The following is a 16,923-nucleotide window of genomic DNA, read 5'->3' as shown; positions in this document are numbered from 1 at the left end:
AGTGAATATAGTGGGTTCAGCGGAGTTTAATATCCGATCGACTGTGAGTCTGGCGAAGATCTCTGCTCTCCGTGCTGCTGTGGAATCTATCCTGTTGGTTCTCGATGATCCTGCTTCGGCCTCTGACATAGCTCGGGCTGTGGGGGCGACCGAGGAAGAAACTCTCGCCATCATTGAAGAGTGGAAAGCTGAGTTAGATCAGAGGGGCAGCGGCATCGATTTACGCGACGTTGGTGGTGGCTGGAGGCTATATACCCGAGCGGAACATGCTCCAGCAGTCGAGGCGTTTCTGTTGGATGGGACCCAATCGAAGCTGTCACGAGCAGCCTTGGAAACCTTAGCAGTTGTCGCGTACCGCCAGCCTGTAACGCGTTCTCAGGTTGCCGCCGTCCGTGGTGTCAACTGTGATGGGGTCATACGGACACTTACGCTTCGGGGGTTGGTGAAAGAGGTCGGGCATGATGAGACCTCGGGTGCTCATTTATATGAAACTACCGAGCTGTTTTTGGAAACAATGGGGCTATCAGATGTATCTGAACTCCCAGACCTGGCACCGTTATTGCCAGATGTTGACTCGATTGATGAGCTCGATACACCCTACTAAACGCCGTTCAGTAGGGTGGCGAGAGTGGAAGATCCTGTTTCTTTTGATCAGAAATACATTTGGCATCCGTATAGTCCAATGCCAGCAACGGTGCCACCGATCCCCGTGAAGTCCGCTGAAGGTACCCGCCTGTACCTGGAGAATGGGCTAAGCATCATTGACGGCATGAGTTCCTGGTGGACCGTTGCACATGGGCACCGCCATCCTCATCTTGTTGAAGCAGCCTGCAAACAAATTAACCAGATGCCCCATGTTATGTTCGGGGGGCTTACCCATCAGCCGGCAGTGGAATTAGCCGAATGGTTGATATCGCGCTCCCCTGAGGGGCTTGATCTCGTTTTTTATTCAGATTCTGGGTCAGTATCAGTGGAAGTGGCTATGAAGATGGCACTTCAATACCAACGGGGAAACGGGCACCCAGAGCGTCATAGGTTGGTTACCTGGCGCCGTGGCTATCATGGGGATACTCAGGGCCCCATGAGCGTATGTGACCCCGACAACGGCATGCATTCTTTCTGGCAAGGCACCCTCGTGAAACAGATTTTTGCTCCAGCACCTCCTACTGATCCGAGCTGCGATATCACGGCCATTAACAGATCTGGTGACAAAACAGAAAGCAGTGACAGCAGCGACGCCCACTCTACGCTTGACGATATCGATACGTACTTAGGGGAATTTGAGTCATATATCGACGACACTGTCGCTGCAGTGCTCGTCGAACCCATTGTGCAAGGCGCCGGGGGAATGCGCTTTCACCATTCCGCACTACTCACTGGTCTTCGACGCTTATGCGATAAGCACGACATTCTCCTTATTGTTGATGAAATTGCCACCGGTTTTGGCCGTACCGGGAGCCTGTTTGCCTGTGACTTAGCTGCCGTAACTCCAGACATCATGTGTATTGGCAAGGCTCTAACCGGCGGGATGATGAGTTTCGCCGCAACCTTAACGACTCGTCGCATTGGTACGATGATTTCGACACCACAGGGCGGGGGCGCGCTCATGCACGGCCCCACGTATATGGGAAACCCACTGGCATGCGCCGTTGCACGGGCAGCAGGAGACCTGATTGACAACGGCTATTGGCGATTAGCTGTCCCACGCATCGAGCAAGAACTGCGTATTGGGTTAGCGCCGTTAGTAGATGATCCGGCCGTGGCCTCACTTCGCGCCATGGGAGCTATTGGCGTTGTAGAAACTGTCAGGCCGATTGACATGTGTAGCGCCACCCAGGTGGCTGTTGAATCAGGAGTGTGGCTCCGCCCCTTTGGAAAATTAGTGTACTGCATGCCTCCGTTTACCTCGTCAAGTGAAGATATCACAGCGATCTGTCGGGCTATCAGGAATATCGTTGACGAATCAACATAGACGTGGTGTGGTGTGACTCTACGGACAGGACGATAACACGCATATGAGACAGAGAAAGGGTTAAGAATTGATCAGTCACCTCGCGGGGAAGTGTTGTCGACAATGAGTATTGTGATTGTGACCGGAACCGGAACTGATGTGGGGAAAACCGTCGTCACCGGTGCGATTGGTGTGGTGCTCGAGCAGGCAGGGTATAAGCCTTTTATCGTAAAGGCAATGCAGACCGGTGAGGCCGAAGGGCATGGAGATGCGTGCCGTATGACGGAGCTCACTGGGATCACAAACGCAGTAACGCTCTACCGATTTCCGGAGCCACTAGCCCCGGCAACCGCTGCGCGCCGGGCAGCTATGCAGTGTCCGGATCTTGCTACCGTTGCTGAGGAAATTAGGGCTTACGATGAGGCCGGACGTGTTGTCCTCGTCGAAGGCGCTGGGGGTCTTCTTGTCCGTATGGGGGAGGATTGGACCATTGCTGATTTAGGCCGTGAGCTCAACGCTCGACTCCTCATTGTGTGTTCAACCGGTCTCGGAAGCCTGAATGACGCTGCATTAACAGTTGAGGTTGCGAAGAGTCGGGGTCTGAGTGTTATTGGTCTCATTGGTGGGTCCTTTCCAGTGAATCCAGACGTGGCCACACAATGTAATCGGGTTGATTTGCCAGCGGTTACTGGTTGCGATGTACTGGGGTATATACCGGAAGGGGCAGGGTCGTGGCCGCAGCAACAGTTTGTACAGAAAGCACAAGAGTTTTTCGTTCCTGACATTATCGATCGAGTCGTTCACCTTGAGAGGAAAATGTTCTCAGTTCCTAGATGATCCAAGAAAAGTGACAGATTTGCTCACGCCATATATGCTGCGTGGGCAGTATTTGATATCTGAAACGTCGCGATAGAAGTTTTAACTTCGCACGCTCATAATTTTTTATACGCAATACGGAAAGGTCTACCTCGTGGTTTCTACCGCTCGCCGTGACGGCACACCGGAATATGTACCAAAAGCTAAACCAGCTCGACGTCAGCATGTAAAGAATCCTCCATCGGAACATCGTTCAGGTGAAGGCATTCGTCTTCAAAAAGTCTTGGCATCTGCAGGGGTTGCATCCCGGAGAATGTCGGAAAAGCTTATCGATGAAGGTCGTGTTGAGGTTAATGGAAGCATCGTTACTCGGCAGGGTGTCCGGGTAGACCCGGGTCATGACGTAATTCGGGTTGACGGAAGTCGGGTCGTTGTCAATGAATCGATGCAGTATTTTGCGTTAAATAAGCCGCGGGGTGTCCAGTCGACCATGCATGATGACATGGATCGCCCCTGTGTTGGAGACATTGTTGGAGAAAAGGTTGATGCTGGTCAAAGGCTTTTCCACGTAGGTCGCCTGGACGCAGCTACGCAGGGGCTGCTTCTCTTGACGAATGATGGTGAATTGGCCAACCGACTGATTCATCCGAAGTATGGAATCAAAAAGACATACTTGGCCACTGTTCTTGGTGAGGTTGATAAACAGATTCTTCGCCGTCTTACGCAAGGGGTTGACCTTGATGACGGTATCGCCCGCGCTGATGATGCTGAGATCATCGATGTGTGGCAAGGACGGTCCATTGTGAAAGTTGTGCTGCATGAAGGACGTAAGCACATTGTCCGCCGGATGCTGAAGACTGCAGGTTTTCCCGTCCAAGAGCTAGTTCGAACCAAAATTCACACGGTACAGCTAGGAGAGCAGACTCCCGGCTCCATTCGGGCATTGAACCGCTCGGAGCTCACGAGTTTGTTCAACGCTGTTGATATGTAGTTTCGGTTACCGTACTGCCCCTGTACCCAGTGCCGTGCGCTCTGATGTGATTACTGTGGCTGATATCCAGGGCAAATAATAATAGGAGTTTAGCGATGTCAACTACTTACGCATCGGATCACTCAGCAATTACCAACACCCCGGAAGGCGGCTTGATAGTTGCGGTAGATGGGCCGTCTGGAACAGGCAAATCCACTGTCTGCCGGGCTGTAGCTACGAAACTAAATGCCTCGTACCTGGATACCGGTGCGATGTATCGTGTGGCTACCCTTCATGTGCTCAACGCCGGTATCGATCCTACTGACAGTGAGGCTGTCATTGAAGCGACCTCTGACCTGCCCTTGGTGATCAGCGATGATCCACACTCGACTGAAGTTACCCTCGACGGGGTAAACGTTGCCGATGATATTCGCACGGCGCGTGTGACAAATGCAGTCTCAGCGCTGGCCGCTATCCCGGAAGTTCGTCACAACCTTGTGGAGTTACAGTATTCGATGGCCTATGCCGCTGGGCGTTGTGTGGTTGAAGGGCGCGATATCGGCACCGTCGTATTAACTCAGGCACCGTGCAAAATCTTCATGACTGCAGATGCTGAGGTACGTGCACAACGACGGTACGACCAGGATCGCGCGGCAGGACGTCATGTGTCCTTCAATCAAGTTCTCAACGATGTGCAAGAGCGAGATCGAAAAGATTCTTCGCGGGCAGATTCCCCCCTCAAACCAGCTAACGATGCTGTCATCATTGATACGAGCCACAAAAGTATCGATGAGGTTGTCGACGACATAATCGAGATTGTTCGACAGTCCGCTGGAGACACCATGTTGGGCGCCAATGATGATTCATCTGGGATTAACTCACCAACTGTTTCGAACAATCAACCTGATGAGGACCCCACCCTGGAGGAACTCGTATTCACCACGACAGAAGGGCATATTCTCGGCGGTGAGTCAGTCATCGACAGTGAAGTTGCCGACCATCGTGACTCATTGGCTGACGCCAACACGGGCGATGTCAGCCCGGATATCACAACGGTGAGTAAGGATGATATCAGCACCCTCCTCGTTACCTCCGATGACAACACCGACTGGCAGTCCGTCGAAGAAGCATTCGGAGTTTTTGACGACACTGGAAATCAATCAGAAGCACTCTGCACCGTTGCTATCTTAGGCCGACCCAACGTAGGAAAATCCACTCTAGTCAATCGTTTCATTGGCCGACGCGAGGCCGTCGTCGAAGACTTCCCTGGCGTCACGCGCGACCGTATTTCCTACATCGGAGAATGGAATGGGCGTCGCTTCTGGGTGCAAGACACAGGCGGGTGGGACCCCGATGCCAAAGGCATGCATGCCGCCATCGCACGACAAGCTGAAAGCGCCATGAAAACTGCCGACGTCATCGTTTTCGTTGTCGATACCCAAGTTGGAATCACGGCATCTGACGAAATGTTGGCTCGAAAGCTTCACCGAGCTGACCAACCTGTCATACTGGTCGCCAACAAATTCGATTCTCCTACACAGTATGGAGATCTTGCAGAGTTCTGGGCACTTGGACTCGACAACCCCTACCCAGTTTCCGCCAAACACGGTCATGGTGCCGCTGATGTCCTTGACGAAGTACTCAGAGTTTTTCCCGATCGTCCACGCCAGGAATCCATCACGGCTGGCCCGCGCCGAGCCGCCCTTGTCGGTAAACCGAACGTCGGAAAGTCGAGTTTGTTGAATAAGATGACGGGGGAGGACCGTGCCGTCGTCGATGATGTCGCGGGTACAACTGTTGATCCCGTGGACTCGCTTGTCGAACTTGACCAAAAAACATGGACTTTTGTCGACACTGCCGGAATTCGGAAGAAAACGAAAACCGCATCAGGCCACGAATACTATGCTGGCCTCCGTACACGAGGCGCCATCGATGCCGCCGAAGTTGTCGTGTTCCTTGTCGATGCCTCTGAGCCTGTCACCGAGCAGGATCAGCGAGTTCTGCGGATGATTCTTGATTCTGGTCGTGCGCTCGTCGTGGCTTATAATAAATGGGATCTCGTTGATGAAGATCGACGCGACATGCTTGACCGTGAGATTGAGCTTCAATTAGCGCATATCCCCTGGGCCCGGCGCGTCAATATTTCAGCCAAGACTGGCCGGGCGATTCACAAGCTTGAGCCTGCCATGATCGAGGCTCTTGAGAGCTGGGATGGTCGTGTCCCCACGGGGCAGTTGAATACGTGGTTACGTGCTGTGATTGCACAGACACCCCCTCCGATGAGGGGAGGGCGGCTGCCTCGTGTGCTCTTTGCGACGCAGGCGTCAACACGACCACCCGTGATTGTGTTGTTCACAACTGGATTCCTCGAACACGGGTATCGGCGGTTCCTCGAGCGGAAATTCCGTGAGACATTCGGTTTTATGGGGTCGCCAGTGCGAATTGCCGTTCGCGTTCGAGAGAAAAGGACCCGGAAATAACTCCTCGCGTCACGCTGAAAACTCGCTAGTCGAGGCGCCTGTCCCTGCAGTTCACCTTAGTGAGAAGAGTGGCGGCGCATAATGAACGCGTCCGTCCTGTAAGGAAGTTTGATTGTCTGATCCTCAGGCAGTGCGAGATGTTCGCAGAGATACCATCGCAGATTATGATCGACGCGCTCACGTATAGCAGGCTTCGCCTGCAACCAATAGGAGCGGGTATGGGCCAGTTCGATGATGTTGCTTGGTGTGATGTCCTGGGTGAACGTCCCACGCCAGCTATCAAAAATAATCCATGGTTCAACCACCTCGGGAACAAAACCAGGACGCAAGATATCACCAGAATGCATGATGCGTGCGAGTCTATGGACCCAGGGGATTTTCACATCAAGTGTATTCCAAACGAGGAGCCAGACCCCCTCGTCAACCAAAATTCTGTCTAGCTCACGACAGGCATCGTATGTGTCCACCCAGTGCCATGTTTGTGCACACGTCGCTGCGATAAGGGAAGCGTCTTTGAGTCCAGTTGATTCTGCCCGCGACTGGATAATTGGAACACCCGGTAGCCTCTGTGCACATGATGATGCCATGTCGGGGGATGGATCTGCCGCAATGATAGCGCCGGGGAGCCATGCCTCAAGGTCGACCGTCAGAGAGCCCGGCCCGGCACCGATGTCGAGTATTCGTGGATGTGAACTGTGACAGCTGCTTTCGATCCTGTTGACGTGTCGGGCGAGAAGGTCGATAACCTCGCGAGGATACCCAGGGCGTACCGAGCCATACTGGCTAACCTGGGAACGAAAAGATGCCGCTGCTTCCTGTCTGTCGGCGCTCGACGCAAACACCGGACGGTTACGGTGAGAACGAGCAGGGATGCACTGGCCAGGGAAATACGCTGGCCTAACTGGCGTGACAGCATTGCGAATATCTTTAGAGGGGTCGGAATAACTGCTCTCGTTAACCTCTGAAGACACAAGTGAACCCTCAACAAAAAGGAGCAAGGATAACTTTGTCGGACTGACAGGATTTGAACCTGCGACCCCTTGACCCCCAGTCAAGTGCGCTACCAAACTGCGCCACAGTCCGATCGCCCTGAAAAGGCAACCACTGCAGCATACCGCAGTGGATAGTGACCACAAAAAATTAATGTTGACGTGGATCGATGCGCTCTTCAGTGACAACAATTCCGTCGGAGTCACACGTCACATAGTGTCCTGGAATAAAATCAACCCCGCCAAAGCTCACGATAATATCCTTCGCCCCATCGCCAGTCTTAGACGCCTTTCGCGGGTTTGTTCCCAAAGCTTTCACACCAAAATTCATCTCGCCGATCTCAGCCGAATCCCGAATGGCGCCATAAACGATGATGCCTGACCAGCCGTGATCGCGGCCAAGTGCAGCAACATTATCGCCCACCAACGCGGTATGGCAGCTTCCGTTACCGTCGATGACGAGAACACCGCCCGGATTGTCCGTGCTCAGCACCGACTTAAGAAGCGCATTGTCCTCGAAGCACTTGACGGTCGAAATCGAACCTTCAAAGTTAACGATTCCGCCGTAGTTTCCGAACTGTACATCGCAAGACCGAACATCCGGACCAATGATGTCGACAAGATCAGCCGTGGGAATAAAACTCGTTGCGCCCAGTTCTCCTCTGGTGATGTGTTGTTTATCAGTCATACCCAGCAGATTAACCTGAACCGTTTCACCCCCGGGCGGTTTCCATGAAATACCGCCACCGCACCATCCCGTCCATCTGGGCTACGCTGGATAGCCGGTTCGGTCTCACCAGCCACAATTCATCCGTCATATCTCCATGCAACAAGGACGCCCCATGCCCATATGGTTTCGGAAACTCACCGGGTCACGCAGGAAAAGCACAGCTGACATCTCCCATGCCACCGAACTCCGGGACTGGACAGCAACGCTCGATGCCACCGAACTCCGGGATTCCTTTGATACTGCGCTACGAGGCAACGACAATGGCACCCTCTTCGCTATCCTTCGTGAAGCCTCTGCCCGAACCATCGGACTTACCCCATTTGATTGTCAACTTCGTGGCGCTTATGAACTCCTCAACGGGAAGGTCATACAGATGGCCACAGGTGAGGGAAAAACTCTTGTTGGCGCTCTTGCTGCGATCATTTACGCCCGCCGCGGACAGAAAACTCACTGCATCACGGTCAATTCCTATCTTGCAGGACGAGACGCTCACTGGATGAGACCATTATTCGCCTTTTTTGATGTCACTGTCGGTGCCATACACGAACATATGACCTCTGACGAACGCCGCAAAACCTACACCAATGATGTGGTTTTCGGATCGATCAATGAAATAGGGTTCGACCTTCTTCGTGATCACCTCATCACACGCCGCCAAGATCAAGTCCAGACCTCACCCGACGTTGCCATCGTTGACGAAGCTGACTCTGTCATGGTCGATGAAGCCCTCGTTCCACTCGTACTAGCCGGCAACGCGCCCGGCCACGCTCCCACAGGGCGTATTAGCGAAATTGTCCGTCAACTCACCAAAGATGAAGACTACGCCATCGATGACGATCAACGTAACGTCTTCCTTACAGACAAAGGGGCCCATATCGTAGAACGACGCCTTGGTATTGCCTCGCTCTATGACCCAGAAAACATAGGAACCACTCTTGTTCAGGTCAACGTTGCGCTCCACGCCAAAGAACTTCTTATCAGAGATGTCCACTACATTGTTCGCGATGGCAAAGTCGCCCTTGTTGACAATTCCAAAGGTCGCATTGCGGATCTCCAACGATGGCCCGATGGGCTCCAATCTGCTGTTGAAGCCAAAGAAGGACTCGATGTCACTGATGGTGGTCGTGTGCTTGACACAATCACTATCCAGGCGCTTCTCGGCCGCTATACCACCCTGTGCGGGATGACAGGTACTGCAACTGCGGCGGCAGAACAGCTCCGCCCGTTCTACGGCCTTGACGTGGCCATTATTGAACCCAATGTGCCTTGTATTCGTGATGATGAACCAGATCGGATTTTTACGACCGACGATGGTCGCCGCCGAGCTCTGGTTGAACACATCCAGCACCTCCAACAGGTAGGGCGCCCAGTCCTGGTCGGAACACACAACGTAGCCGAATCTGAGGGGATCGAACATGCGCTCCACGCCATTGGCGTTGACTGTGTCGTCCTCAATGCGAAAAATGACCAAAAGGAAGCTCGCATCATTGCTGATGCCGGCCTTCCTGGGCGCGTTACTGTTTCCACTCAAATGGCTGGTCGTGGCACCGACATTAAACTCGGTGGCAGCGACGAAAAGCACCGTGACGATGTCGTACGTGCTGGTGGGCTTGCCGTCGTCGGATATGGCCGCCACCGCAGCGTTCGTCTTGATGATCAACTTCGAGGGCGGGCTGGACGTCAAGGAGATCCGGGTTCCAGCGTGTTCTTTGTTTCTCTCGAGGATGACGTTGTTGCTATCGGGGGAGCGGGTGAATCCATTACCGCTGCACCAGATAATAATGGTCAGATCACCCAAAAGAAGGCATATTCTTTCATTGACCATTGTCAGCGGGTCACTGAAGGACAGATGCTTCAGATCCACGCTAATACGTGGAAGTACAACAAGCTTATCAATGATCAGCGTGTCATCATTGACGAACGACGTAGGAATATTCTGGACACTGATCAAGCTCTGAATGAACTCCAACGACGAACGTACCGTGAGCTCACGGTGCCATATGATACCCAAGTACAAGCAGCGCGGGATGTTGAACTTTTTCATCTCGATGAGCACTGGGCACGACATCTAGAATATCTCGATGACATCCGGGAATCTATTCACCTTCGTGCTCTTGCTCGGGAAAATCCTGTGGATGAATTTCATCGTATGTCGATTGCTGCGTTTAAAAGGCTTGCTTCGGCTGCTGTCGATGATGCCTCTGAAACATGGAGGCAAGCCAAAATCGATAATAGTGGTGTGGACCTCGGTGAGCGTGGATTACGTCGACCAAGTTCCACCTGGACCTACATGGTTAATGACAATCCTTTGTCCGGAAACCATGGGTCCGTGGTTGGATCAGTTATTAATATGTTCCGATAGGCTTACTTCAAACAACGAGATGTTATAGCCCGAGGCGCACAGCAGGGAAGGGGTGCTCAACGAGCGCCCCACCGTGCTGCTATGAACCGGCGAGAGGAGAGAACTGGTGACCCATGATGACCATCGTGATGACACTCGCACCTCTCGTTGTTGTGAAAAAATAGTCGGGAGTAAGCGCAGGCCGCGCCGCGGAGTGCTGTTAGCCAGCACACGGAGTACCCCAGTCGGCAAAGTCTCTCATGAAACGCGCCTTCGTGTGGAAGCGCGTATGGACAAGATGCTCCCAACGCCCGATGGACATACAGCTCGCGCAGTGCCGCCCGGGATGGAGCCGCCGGGGATGCGTGAACAAGTGACTGTTCATCCAGCTGGGTATTCACGTATTCTGACCGTTCCCAATATCATTAGTCTTGTACGAATTCTTTTGGTCCCGATTTACGCTTGGCTACTTATCGGGCCAGGTGAATATGGGTGGGCGCTTGCAGTCGTGGCGATCTCCTCATGTACTGATTGGCTTGACGGAAAAATCGCGAGGATCTGGGGACTGACAACACGGATTGGACAATATCTTGATCCGGTTGCTGATCGTCTATTCGTTATCGTCACTCCTATTTGTTTTGCGATTGTGGGACTGCTCAGCTGGTGGTGGGTAGCTGTCCTGTTTGCGCGTGACCTTGTCCTTTTTCCGACCATGCTTATCTATCGGAACCGAGGAATCAGGCCAAAAGTTATGTATCTCGGTAAAGCTGCGACCTTTGCCTTGATGTGGGCTTTTCCGCTTTATTTAGCTTCTGTTGCTGCGTGGTCTTTTTCCCATTTCTTTGCCCCCTGGTCTCGAGCGCTTTTCCTATGGGGAACAGTGTTGTATCTCTGGACCGGGGCGCTCTATCTATACCGAGGAGTACTCGTTGCGCGACGATTTCCCGTTATTCGGGGCCGAAAGCGAGAGGCTATTCGCCCATGACAATCCAGAGCTTGGGGGTAATCCTTACCCGCGTTACGCACATGGCTTCACCCTATCGATTAGGCTAGAGGAGTGAATATAGATGTCCTTTGCCATACGGGAGGGGCATAGGTGACTACCATGGGTACTAAATGTTTGTCCCCAGGGGAAGCGGTTGTCAGCTCTAGGCATGTGGCAGTCAGTCGATATGAGCGTTTAGCTATGATCTCCAAGTGGGATCGTCAGTCGTGGAGATTGATGGCTGGCTTGGACCGTTGGTCGAGTGTAAGGAGACGGAATCGATGAGTGACAATAGCGATTTTTCAGAGTCCTCGGTGGAAACTACCTCGGTATTTCGAGCTGACCTTTTAAAGGAGATGGAATCTGGCGCGTCAGATTCTTCAGCTCCCGGTGTTGATGGTTTGCCAGAGGGCTCTGCGTTGCTTGTCGTGAAGCGTGGACCCAATGCGGGATCGCGCTTCCTTCTTGATCAGCCGACGACAACTGCAGGTCGTCATCCTGATAGTGATATTTTCCTTGACGATGTGACGGTGTCGCGACGTCATGCTGAGTTCCGCAAGAATGGTAACCAGTTTGAGGTTGTCGATGTTGGATCCTTGAACGGCACATACGTGAACCGCGAGCCCAAGAACTCGTCAGAGCTTTCCAACGGTGACGAAATTCAAATTGGAAAGTTTCGTCTCGTCTTCCTTAACGGCCAGAAAGATTCTTAACAACAGTGTCAGCGCTACCGAAAACCAGTCCGCTGCCGGACGTGCATCGCAGCCGGCCGTCCACGCTGTCGATTGGAGCCGTCCTCAAACAGCTTCGCCGCGAGTTCCCCGATGTGACGGTCTCTAAGCTTCGTTTTTGGGAGTCTGAAGGCCTTATCTCGCCGGCGCGTACAGATAAGGGCTATCGCCGCTACTCGCCAGCTGACGTTCAGCGTTTGCGGTATATCCTGACTACGCAGCGCGATAACTATTTACCGTTAAAAGTGATTAAGCAGCGGCTTGATGCTATGGACGAGGGTAACGTCACCCCCGTCACGGGGTTGATTTCGGCTGAGGAATTCAAACAGGAAAGTACCTGTCTATCGCATTCGGACGTCTGTGCAGCTGCTGAAATCGATGACACGTTTCTTACGCAGTTAGCAAAGGCGGGCATTGTTAACGCTGATCGATCAGGGCTCTACTGTCAAGATGATGTTGCCATTGCCCGGACAGCGCATCAGCTAGTGTCATTTGGCCTTGATGAGCGTCATCTCAAGACATTGCGAGCAACAGCTCAGAGATATGCTGGGTTGATCACTCAGGCGAGTAGCCCCCTTGAACATGCGCATAGTAGCGATGCCAAAGTGCGGTCTGAAGAAACCGCTCGCGAGCTTTCCGCGTTGATTGTAAGTTTGCAGGCGGCGTTCATTAAAGCGTCGTTACGAGGTGAATATGATTAGCTACCAGCGTTGTTGACGAGTCGGTGCATACATGGAGGCTGCGTATAACCATGGTTGAAATTGAGTACTTAGGTTTGTTTCTCCTCGGTCCTGCCCAAGATCCGGCGATGATTTTTCTGTGGCCTCAGCGGCGACGTGTGATGACGGTTTTTGTTGGGGTAGCTTCAGCGGCGATGCTATCGAGCAAGGACATCGGGGCCGAACCCCGGCGTCCGACTTCGACCGGTGTGATCGCTGATGTGCTGGAGGCAAACGATGATGCGATAGTGAATATTTCCATCGACGCCATTAACCATGGGACGTTCTATGCGACAATCCACTGTGAGTCAGGGAATAGTTTTGACATTCGAAGCTCCGATGCGGTCGACCTTGCTCTCGTGGAGGACATCACTATTTATGCAGAGGAGTCAATCGTCAAAGCTTGGTCCGTGCCCCTCACAAACGAAGTGATCTCAACTCTTGAAACGTCGAATCGGACGTTATCGGGACGGATAGAATCAAGTTTGTCATTGCTCAATGAGATGATGAAAGACGATGCTCAGGTGAACAGTGGAGGGGCGAATCACCCAGAAGAGCTGGGTGACCTTGCAGTAGGTGACTCTGACTTTGAAGAGCTTATGGGCCATCTTGGGATCAGTGAGGATGATCTCACTGAAGGGGGTGGGGACGATTCCCAGGGAGCTTCTGAATCTGAATAGGTGTTTCGATATTCTTTAGTGCTAGAATTCCTGAGTTGTCTGGCGTCGACCGAGGCTCCGAGAGTGGCTAAGTGACTATTGTTAACCATCGTGGTCTAAGTTAGGAATGTGGCTCGATTGTCGTAAGTGAAAAATGCGTCAACGTGTTGCGTGTCGTGTTGACTCCTACCAATATCGACCTAGTCTAGACGTCATCGAACTACATGAGTGTGAGATTCCCGCCTCATGCTCAACACACAACCATAGAAAGTGAGCCGGCAGTGAACCATGAACAGGTACCCGTCCAAGGCGCACTCTTTGACGTGATCGACTCTGAAAACAAAGTCGGCTACCGTGTTCCCATAGCTTGCCAAGTAGCGGGAATTACCTATCGCCAGCTTGATTACTGGGCGCGGACAAAGCTTGTTCAGCCATCCATCAGATCTGCCCACGGATCTGGAACGCAAAGGTTGTACTCTTTCCGCGACATCCTTGTGCTCAAGATTGTCAAAGGTTTGCTGGATACGGGTATTTCGCTGCAAAACATACGTCGTGCTGTGGAGAAACTGAGTAATCTCGGGGTGGATGATCTTTCCACCATTACGCTTGTTTCTGATGGAACGACTGTGTACGAATGCCGCTCCAATGAAGAAGTCTTTGATTTGCTCACTGGAGGCCAGGGGGTATTTGGGATTGGAGTCCCCAGCATTGTCAAGGAACTTGCTGGAACAATTTCAGACTTCCCAGCAGAAAAGGTAATTCATGTCGCAAGCCCAGGCTCGGACCATGGAGAAGAAAAACATTGCGGAAGAGTTGTCGGACTTGATGAGCTAGCAGAGCGGCGACGCCGTAAAACCAGTTAGCTTTCAAAACACGGCTGATCGTTTATCCTGCCACAGAGGCCATGAGAGCGTGGGGAAATGCGCTATCAGCGACATCGGGAATCATGTGGTAGCTCCCGTGGGTGAGTTGACTGATTTCACGTAACCATGGATCCACGTTTTCTCCTACAGCAAGAACATCAACTTGCACCGGAGACTTTCTCGTAATTATCTCTGCTTGTAGGCGAGCGTTTGCTAGGTCGAGGGAGTGCCCACTATCGGTGGAATCGGTGACAATGACCACGCGTGTGGGGGCGGGGCCGCTCATAGAGGCGTTCAGTATTGCTGCTACAACGGATTCATAAAGGTACGGATCACCTCCGATCGTGAGCTGTTGAGCCATCGACGCACTCCGTGTTCCATGATCTCCGATACTGAGGTCGACGTAGTCCCGATATGGTTGCAGCCGGTCGCGAGGTGACGAAAAGCTCCATAATGATGTGACTCGTCCCCGTCTTCCCGCTTCGCTGAGACTATGGATACTTTCACGCTGAATCACGTCGAATTTCTTACGCATCGATTCTGAGGTGTCGACCAGTAACAATGTCGACGCAGAGGCAGGGGGTGGGGACATGGTTGCCAGTGGCGCCGTCGTTGAGCCTGTCGATATCGGGTCCTGAGAACTCGTGCTTTGCGAATGGGTTTCGGAAGCGATTCTACTCGTCGTCGTAGCGACTCCGGGAGACTGCCTGCTGAGCTGAGTGGTGGAGTTAGCGATGGTGGGTAGGGGGAGCTTGCTAGCGACCTCATTCGACGCAGCATCGGCAAGTTCCTTCGTGTTCCCGGGCATCTCATGGGTCGGCACCTCGCTGGCGGATCGCGCCATCGAATGAGAGCGAGCGAACTCAGCAAAGTCTGCCGCTGCTCGTGCTTGGTATTCGGTGATACGAGGGCTAGATGTCATGGTCAGCAGTGGAAAATCAACGGTAATGTTATCTAAGGGGGAGAAGGTGGTATTAGAGCTGCCCAGCGGTTGTGGGGCTGCAACCGATGAACCTCCTATTTCGTTCGACATCGACGCCACGGCATCGCTTAGTGTCGTTGGGGAAAGCATTGCCGCAACGTCGTGAGCTGACGAGGCACGCTTGTGCTGCTCCATATTGGATGGATGGTCCTTAGCGTATTGTGCGCTCGCTGCATATGCTGCCCATGTGGAATCATGCGGATAGCTCGGTGGTGTAGGAACTTTCATGCCAGGCCCTTTTTTGGGCGCAAGAAATCCTAGTTGTTGGCGATCAAGGAGAACGGAAGCATCGATCTCAGCATCACTGTCCTCCACCACAATGCCACCCGGTTTCTCTGGTGACGATCCTGGAGGTGTGCCTGCAGGGATCCACGCCGCAGGGAGATCTCCCTGCGGCTTATGGAAGAGTGCGACCGCTTGCGCAGTGTTAGCGTACGTAATTTTAGGATTAATACAGGAATCATGGGTGGACGGGTGTGATTGTGAATAGTGAGACGTTAACTCTTCAGCTGTTTTATGAGCAGCAGGGTCGACAAGGATATTGAGTGTTGTTGTCCGATCGCAGCGTGCAGTGCTCGAGGTGTTTTTCTGGCTGGCGATGACCACCGATAATCCTGCCAGGAGGCTGAGTATGATGACAATGACAATGGACACCCATACCCACCGCGCGAAGCGAATGGGTTGTGTTCCCGATCGATGGTTCGCCATGAAATAATGTTACAACGTTACATGCGAGGTGCGAATGATACTGAGGAGTTTATTTCTCACATAGTGGGCTCGTTGATGAAACTCACGTTGAGCAGAAACATAGTGGGCTTTCCCTTGCGGGGTTTCGATGGGGACAGGTGTAAAACCCCACGCCGTGAGATCATATGGTGACGCCCGCATATCGAGTTTCCGAATATCGCATGCTAGGCGGAAAGTATCAAGCCATAATTCACCTGGTACGAGAGTCTCTAGCTTCGTAGCCCACTTATAGAGATCCATGTTTGCATGTAAACATCCACCTTGTTCACATAGAGGTTGCGTCTCGCGGCGGGGATGAAACTGATTGCGCGGCCCCGCACTGGGTGTGAAAAAGCGATAGGCATCATAGTGAGTACACCTAATCGAATGCGTCTCGACCACATCATTTGTTCCTGCTACACCTAGTCGTAAGGGTTCGGGATGTCGAGGCTTCCCCTTGTATACCATCGCCCATTCATGAAGCCCAAAACAATCAAAGTGTGGTGGCTTAGCCAGTGTCCTAGCGAGAATATTTTCGACGTAGGATAGTGTTTTTCCCCGTCGACCCCATAATTGTGCAGTATCGAGGGTAGTGATCGTATGACCGTGAAGCTCACCAGCTGTGAGATTACTGTTGTCGAACGCAGCTGAGGGAATATCCTCTACACCGACGGGAGCAAAGTACTTAATCGACGGGGCATCAAGGAGATAAACACCCTGCCCAGGTGACCAACGGCTAAGTTTTCCCGGCGTGACGGGGTAGTAGTGGAAAATAAAGTCCCAAACTGGGTGTCTCTCATGTCGCGACGAACGCTCGCGGTGAGTTTTCGTGAGCACGTGTACAGTTGCTCGATGAGCATCCCATCGCTTCTTCCACTGATCTGGTAACAGAATGGTGGGGCCGCTAGCCGACGCCCCCGTCGGTATGTCGGATGTCACATTACTCCTGCTGGATGACAAATTGGTTTTCATTGACATTTT

At 52.6% G+C, this 16,923-nt stretch carries 15 protein-coding genes and 1 tRNA gene; 11 read left to right on the top strand and 5 right to left on the bottom strand.

The genetic code is table 11. The features are described from left to right. Window position 1 precedes the first annotated feature (1 nt). The 5 genes from scpB (at window position 2) to der (ending at window position 6,217) form a co-directional block, all read left to right on the top strand. Entirely contained in the window at window positions 2–604 is a 603-nt protein-coding gene (gene scpB / locus V5S80_RS03795) for an SMC-Scp complex subunit ScpB (protein ID WP_395169369.1), read from the top strand. 78 nt (window positions 605–682) lie between these two features. Next, window positions 683–1,972: an adenosylmethionine--8-amino-7-oxononanoate transaminase gene (bioA, locus tag V5S80_RS03790; protein WP_395169462.1), complete on the top strand. Its 1,290-nt coding sequence runs from the start codon at window positions 683–685 to the stop codon at window positions 1,970–1,972. 102 nt (window positions 1,973–2,074) lie between these two features. Then, a complete protein-coding gene (gene bioD / locus V5S80_RS03785; protein ID WP_395169368.1) occupies window positions 2,075–2,788 on the top strand; it encodes a dethiobiotin synthase in 714 nt (237 codons plus the stop codon). A 133-nt stretch (window positions 2,789–2,921) separates the two neighbouring features. After that, entirely contained in the window at window positions 2,922–3,758 is an 837-nt protein-coding gene (locus tag V5S80_RS03780) for a pseudouridine synthase (RefSeq protein ID WP_395169367.1), read from the top strand. Window positions 3,759–3,853: 95 nt separating this feature from the next. After that, entirely contained in the window at window positions 3,854–6,217 is a 2,364-nt protein-coding gene (gene der, locus V5S80_RS03775) for a bifunctional cytidylate kinase/GTPase Der (protein WP_395169366.1), read from the top strand. Window positions 6,218–6,273: 56 nt separating this feature from the next. Here the strand turns inward: der and V5S80_RS03770 are convergent, their stop codons facing one another. The 3 genes from V5S80_RS03770 to rraA all read right to left on the bottom strand — a co-directional run bounded on the left by V5S80_RS03770 (window position 6,274) and on the right by rraA (window position 7,894). Beyond that, window positions 6,274–7,188: a class I SAM-dependent methyltransferase gene (locus V5S80_RS03770; RefSeq protein ID WP_395169365.1), complete on the bottom strand. Its 915-nt coding sequence runs from the start codon at window positions 7,186–7,188 to the stop codon at window positions 6,274–6,276. A gap of 38 nt (window positions 7,189–7,226) precedes the next feature. After that, window positions 7,227–7,300, bottom strand: a tRNA-Pro gene (locus V5S80_RS03765). Between the two features lie 57 nt (window positions 7,301–7,357). Continuing rightward, complete coding sequence (rraA, locus tag V5S80_RS03760; RefSeq protein ID WP_395169364.1) at window positions 7,358–7,894, bottom strand: ribonuclease E activity regulator RraA; 537 nt, start codon at window positions 7,892–7,894, stop codon at window positions 7,358–7,360. A gap of 154 nt (window positions 7,895–8,048) precedes the next feature. Here rraA and secA2 point away from each other — a divergent pair, with 154 nt between their 5' ends. The 6 genes from secA2 to V5S80_RS03730 all read left to right on the top strand — a co-directional run bounded on the left by secA2 (window position 8,049) and on the right by V5S80_RS03730 (window position 14,234). After that, on the top strand, window positions 8,049–10,298 hold the full coding sequence (secA2, locus tag V5S80_RS03755) for an accessory Sec system translocase SecA2 (RefSeq protein WP_395169363.1): 2,250 nt from the start codon (window positions 8,049–8,051) through the stop codon (window positions 10,296–10,298). Window positions 10,299–10,404: 106 nt separating this feature from the next. Continuing rightward, entirely contained in the window at window positions 10,405–11,262 is an 858-nt protein-coding gene (locus V5S80_RS03750) for a CDP-alcohol phosphatidyltransferase family protein (protein WP_395169362.1), read from the top strand. Window positions 11,263–11,543: 281 nt separating this feature from the next. Next, a complete protein-coding gene (odhI, locus tag V5S80_RS03745) occupies window positions 11,544–11,975 on the top strand; it encodes an oxoglutarate dehydrogenase inhibitor Odhl (RefSeq protein ID WP_395169361.1) in 432 nt (143 codons plus the stop codon). A 5-nt stretch (window positions 11,976–11,980) separates the two neighbouring features. Next, complete coding sequence (locus V5S80_RS03740; RefSeq protein ID WP_395169360.1) at window positions 11,981–12,694, top strand: MerR family transcriptional regulator; 714 nt, start codon at window positions 11,981–11,983, stop codon at window positions 12,692–12,694. Window positions 12,695–12,744: 50 nt separating this feature from the next. Next, on the top strand, window positions 12,745–13,392 hold the full coding sequence (locus V5S80_RS03735; protein WP_395169359.1) for a bifunctional nuclease family protein: 648 nt from the start codon (window positions 12,745–12,747) through the stop codon (window positions 13,390–13,392). A gap of 242 nt (window positions 13,393–13,634) precedes the next feature. Beyond that, on the top strand, window positions 13,635–14,234 hold the full coding sequence (locus V5S80_RS03730) for a MerR family transcriptional regulator (protein WP_395169461.1): 600 nt from the start codon (window positions 13,635–13,637) through the stop codon (window positions 14,232–14,234). 22 nt (window positions 14,235–14,256) lie between these two features. Here V5S80_RS03730 and V5S80_RS03725 read toward each other — a convergent pair whose 3' ends face one another. Both V5S80_RS03725 and V5S80_RS03720 read right to left on the bottom strand, forming a co-directional pair. Continuing rightward, complete coding sequence (locus V5S80_RS03725; protein ID WP_395169358.1) at window positions 14,257–15,924, bottom strand: vWA domain-containing protein; 1,668 nt, start codon at window positions 15,922–15,924, stop codon at window positions 14,257–14,259. Between the two features lie 9 nt (window positions 15,925–15,933). After that, window positions 15,934–16,881 carry a 3-methyladenine DNA glycosylase gene (locus V5S80_RS03720; protein ID WP_395169357.1) on the bottom strand — a complete coding sequence of 316 codons (948 nt, stop codon included), beginning with the start codon at window positions 16,879–16,881 and terminating at the stop codon, window positions 15,934–15,936. Window positions 16,882–16,923: the final 42 nt, after the last annotated feature.

This window comes from Corynebacterium sp. PCR 32 (genome assembly GCF_037464985.1).
Classification (GTDB): Bacteria; Actinomycetota; Actinomycetes; order Mycobacteriales; family Mycobacteriaceae; genus Corynebacterium; species Corynebacterium kroppenstedtii_D.
The sequence above is the reverse complement of the archived record's forward strand: the minus strand, read 5'-3'. Positions and strand labels throughout refer to the sequence as shown.

Bases quoted from the DNA above. Each gene is read 5' to 3' on its own strand.
- bioA (WP_395169462.1), top strand. From the start codon at position 683: ATGCCAGCAACGGTGCCACCGATCCCCGTGAAGTCCGCTGAAGGTACC.
- bioD (WP_395169368.1), top strand. From the start codon at position 2,075: ATGAGTATTGTGATTGTGACCGGAACCGGAACTGATGTGGGGAAAACC.
- der (WP_395169366.1), top strand. From the start codon at position 3,854: ATGTCAACTACTTACGCATCGGATCACTCAGCAATTACCAACACCCCG.
- rraA (WP_395169364.1), bottom strand. From the start codon at position 7,894: ATGACTGATAAACAACACATCACCAGAGGAGAACTGGGCGCAACGAGT.
- secA2 (WP_395169363.1), top strand. From the start codon at position 8,049: ATGCCCATATGGTTTCGGAAACTCACCGGGTCACGCAGGAAAAGCACA.
- odhI (WP_395169361.1), top strand. From the start codon at position 11,544: ATGAGTGACAATAGCGATTTTTCAGAGTCCTCGGTGGAAACTACCTCG.
- V5S80_RS03735 (WP_395169359.1), top strand. From the start codon at position 12,745: ATGGTTGAAATTGAGTACTTAGGTTTGTTTCTCCTCGGTCCTGCCCAA.
- V5S80_RS03725 (WP_395169358.1), bottom strand. From the start codon at position 15,924: ATGGCGAACCATCGATCGGGAACACAACCCATTCGCTTCGCGCGGTGG.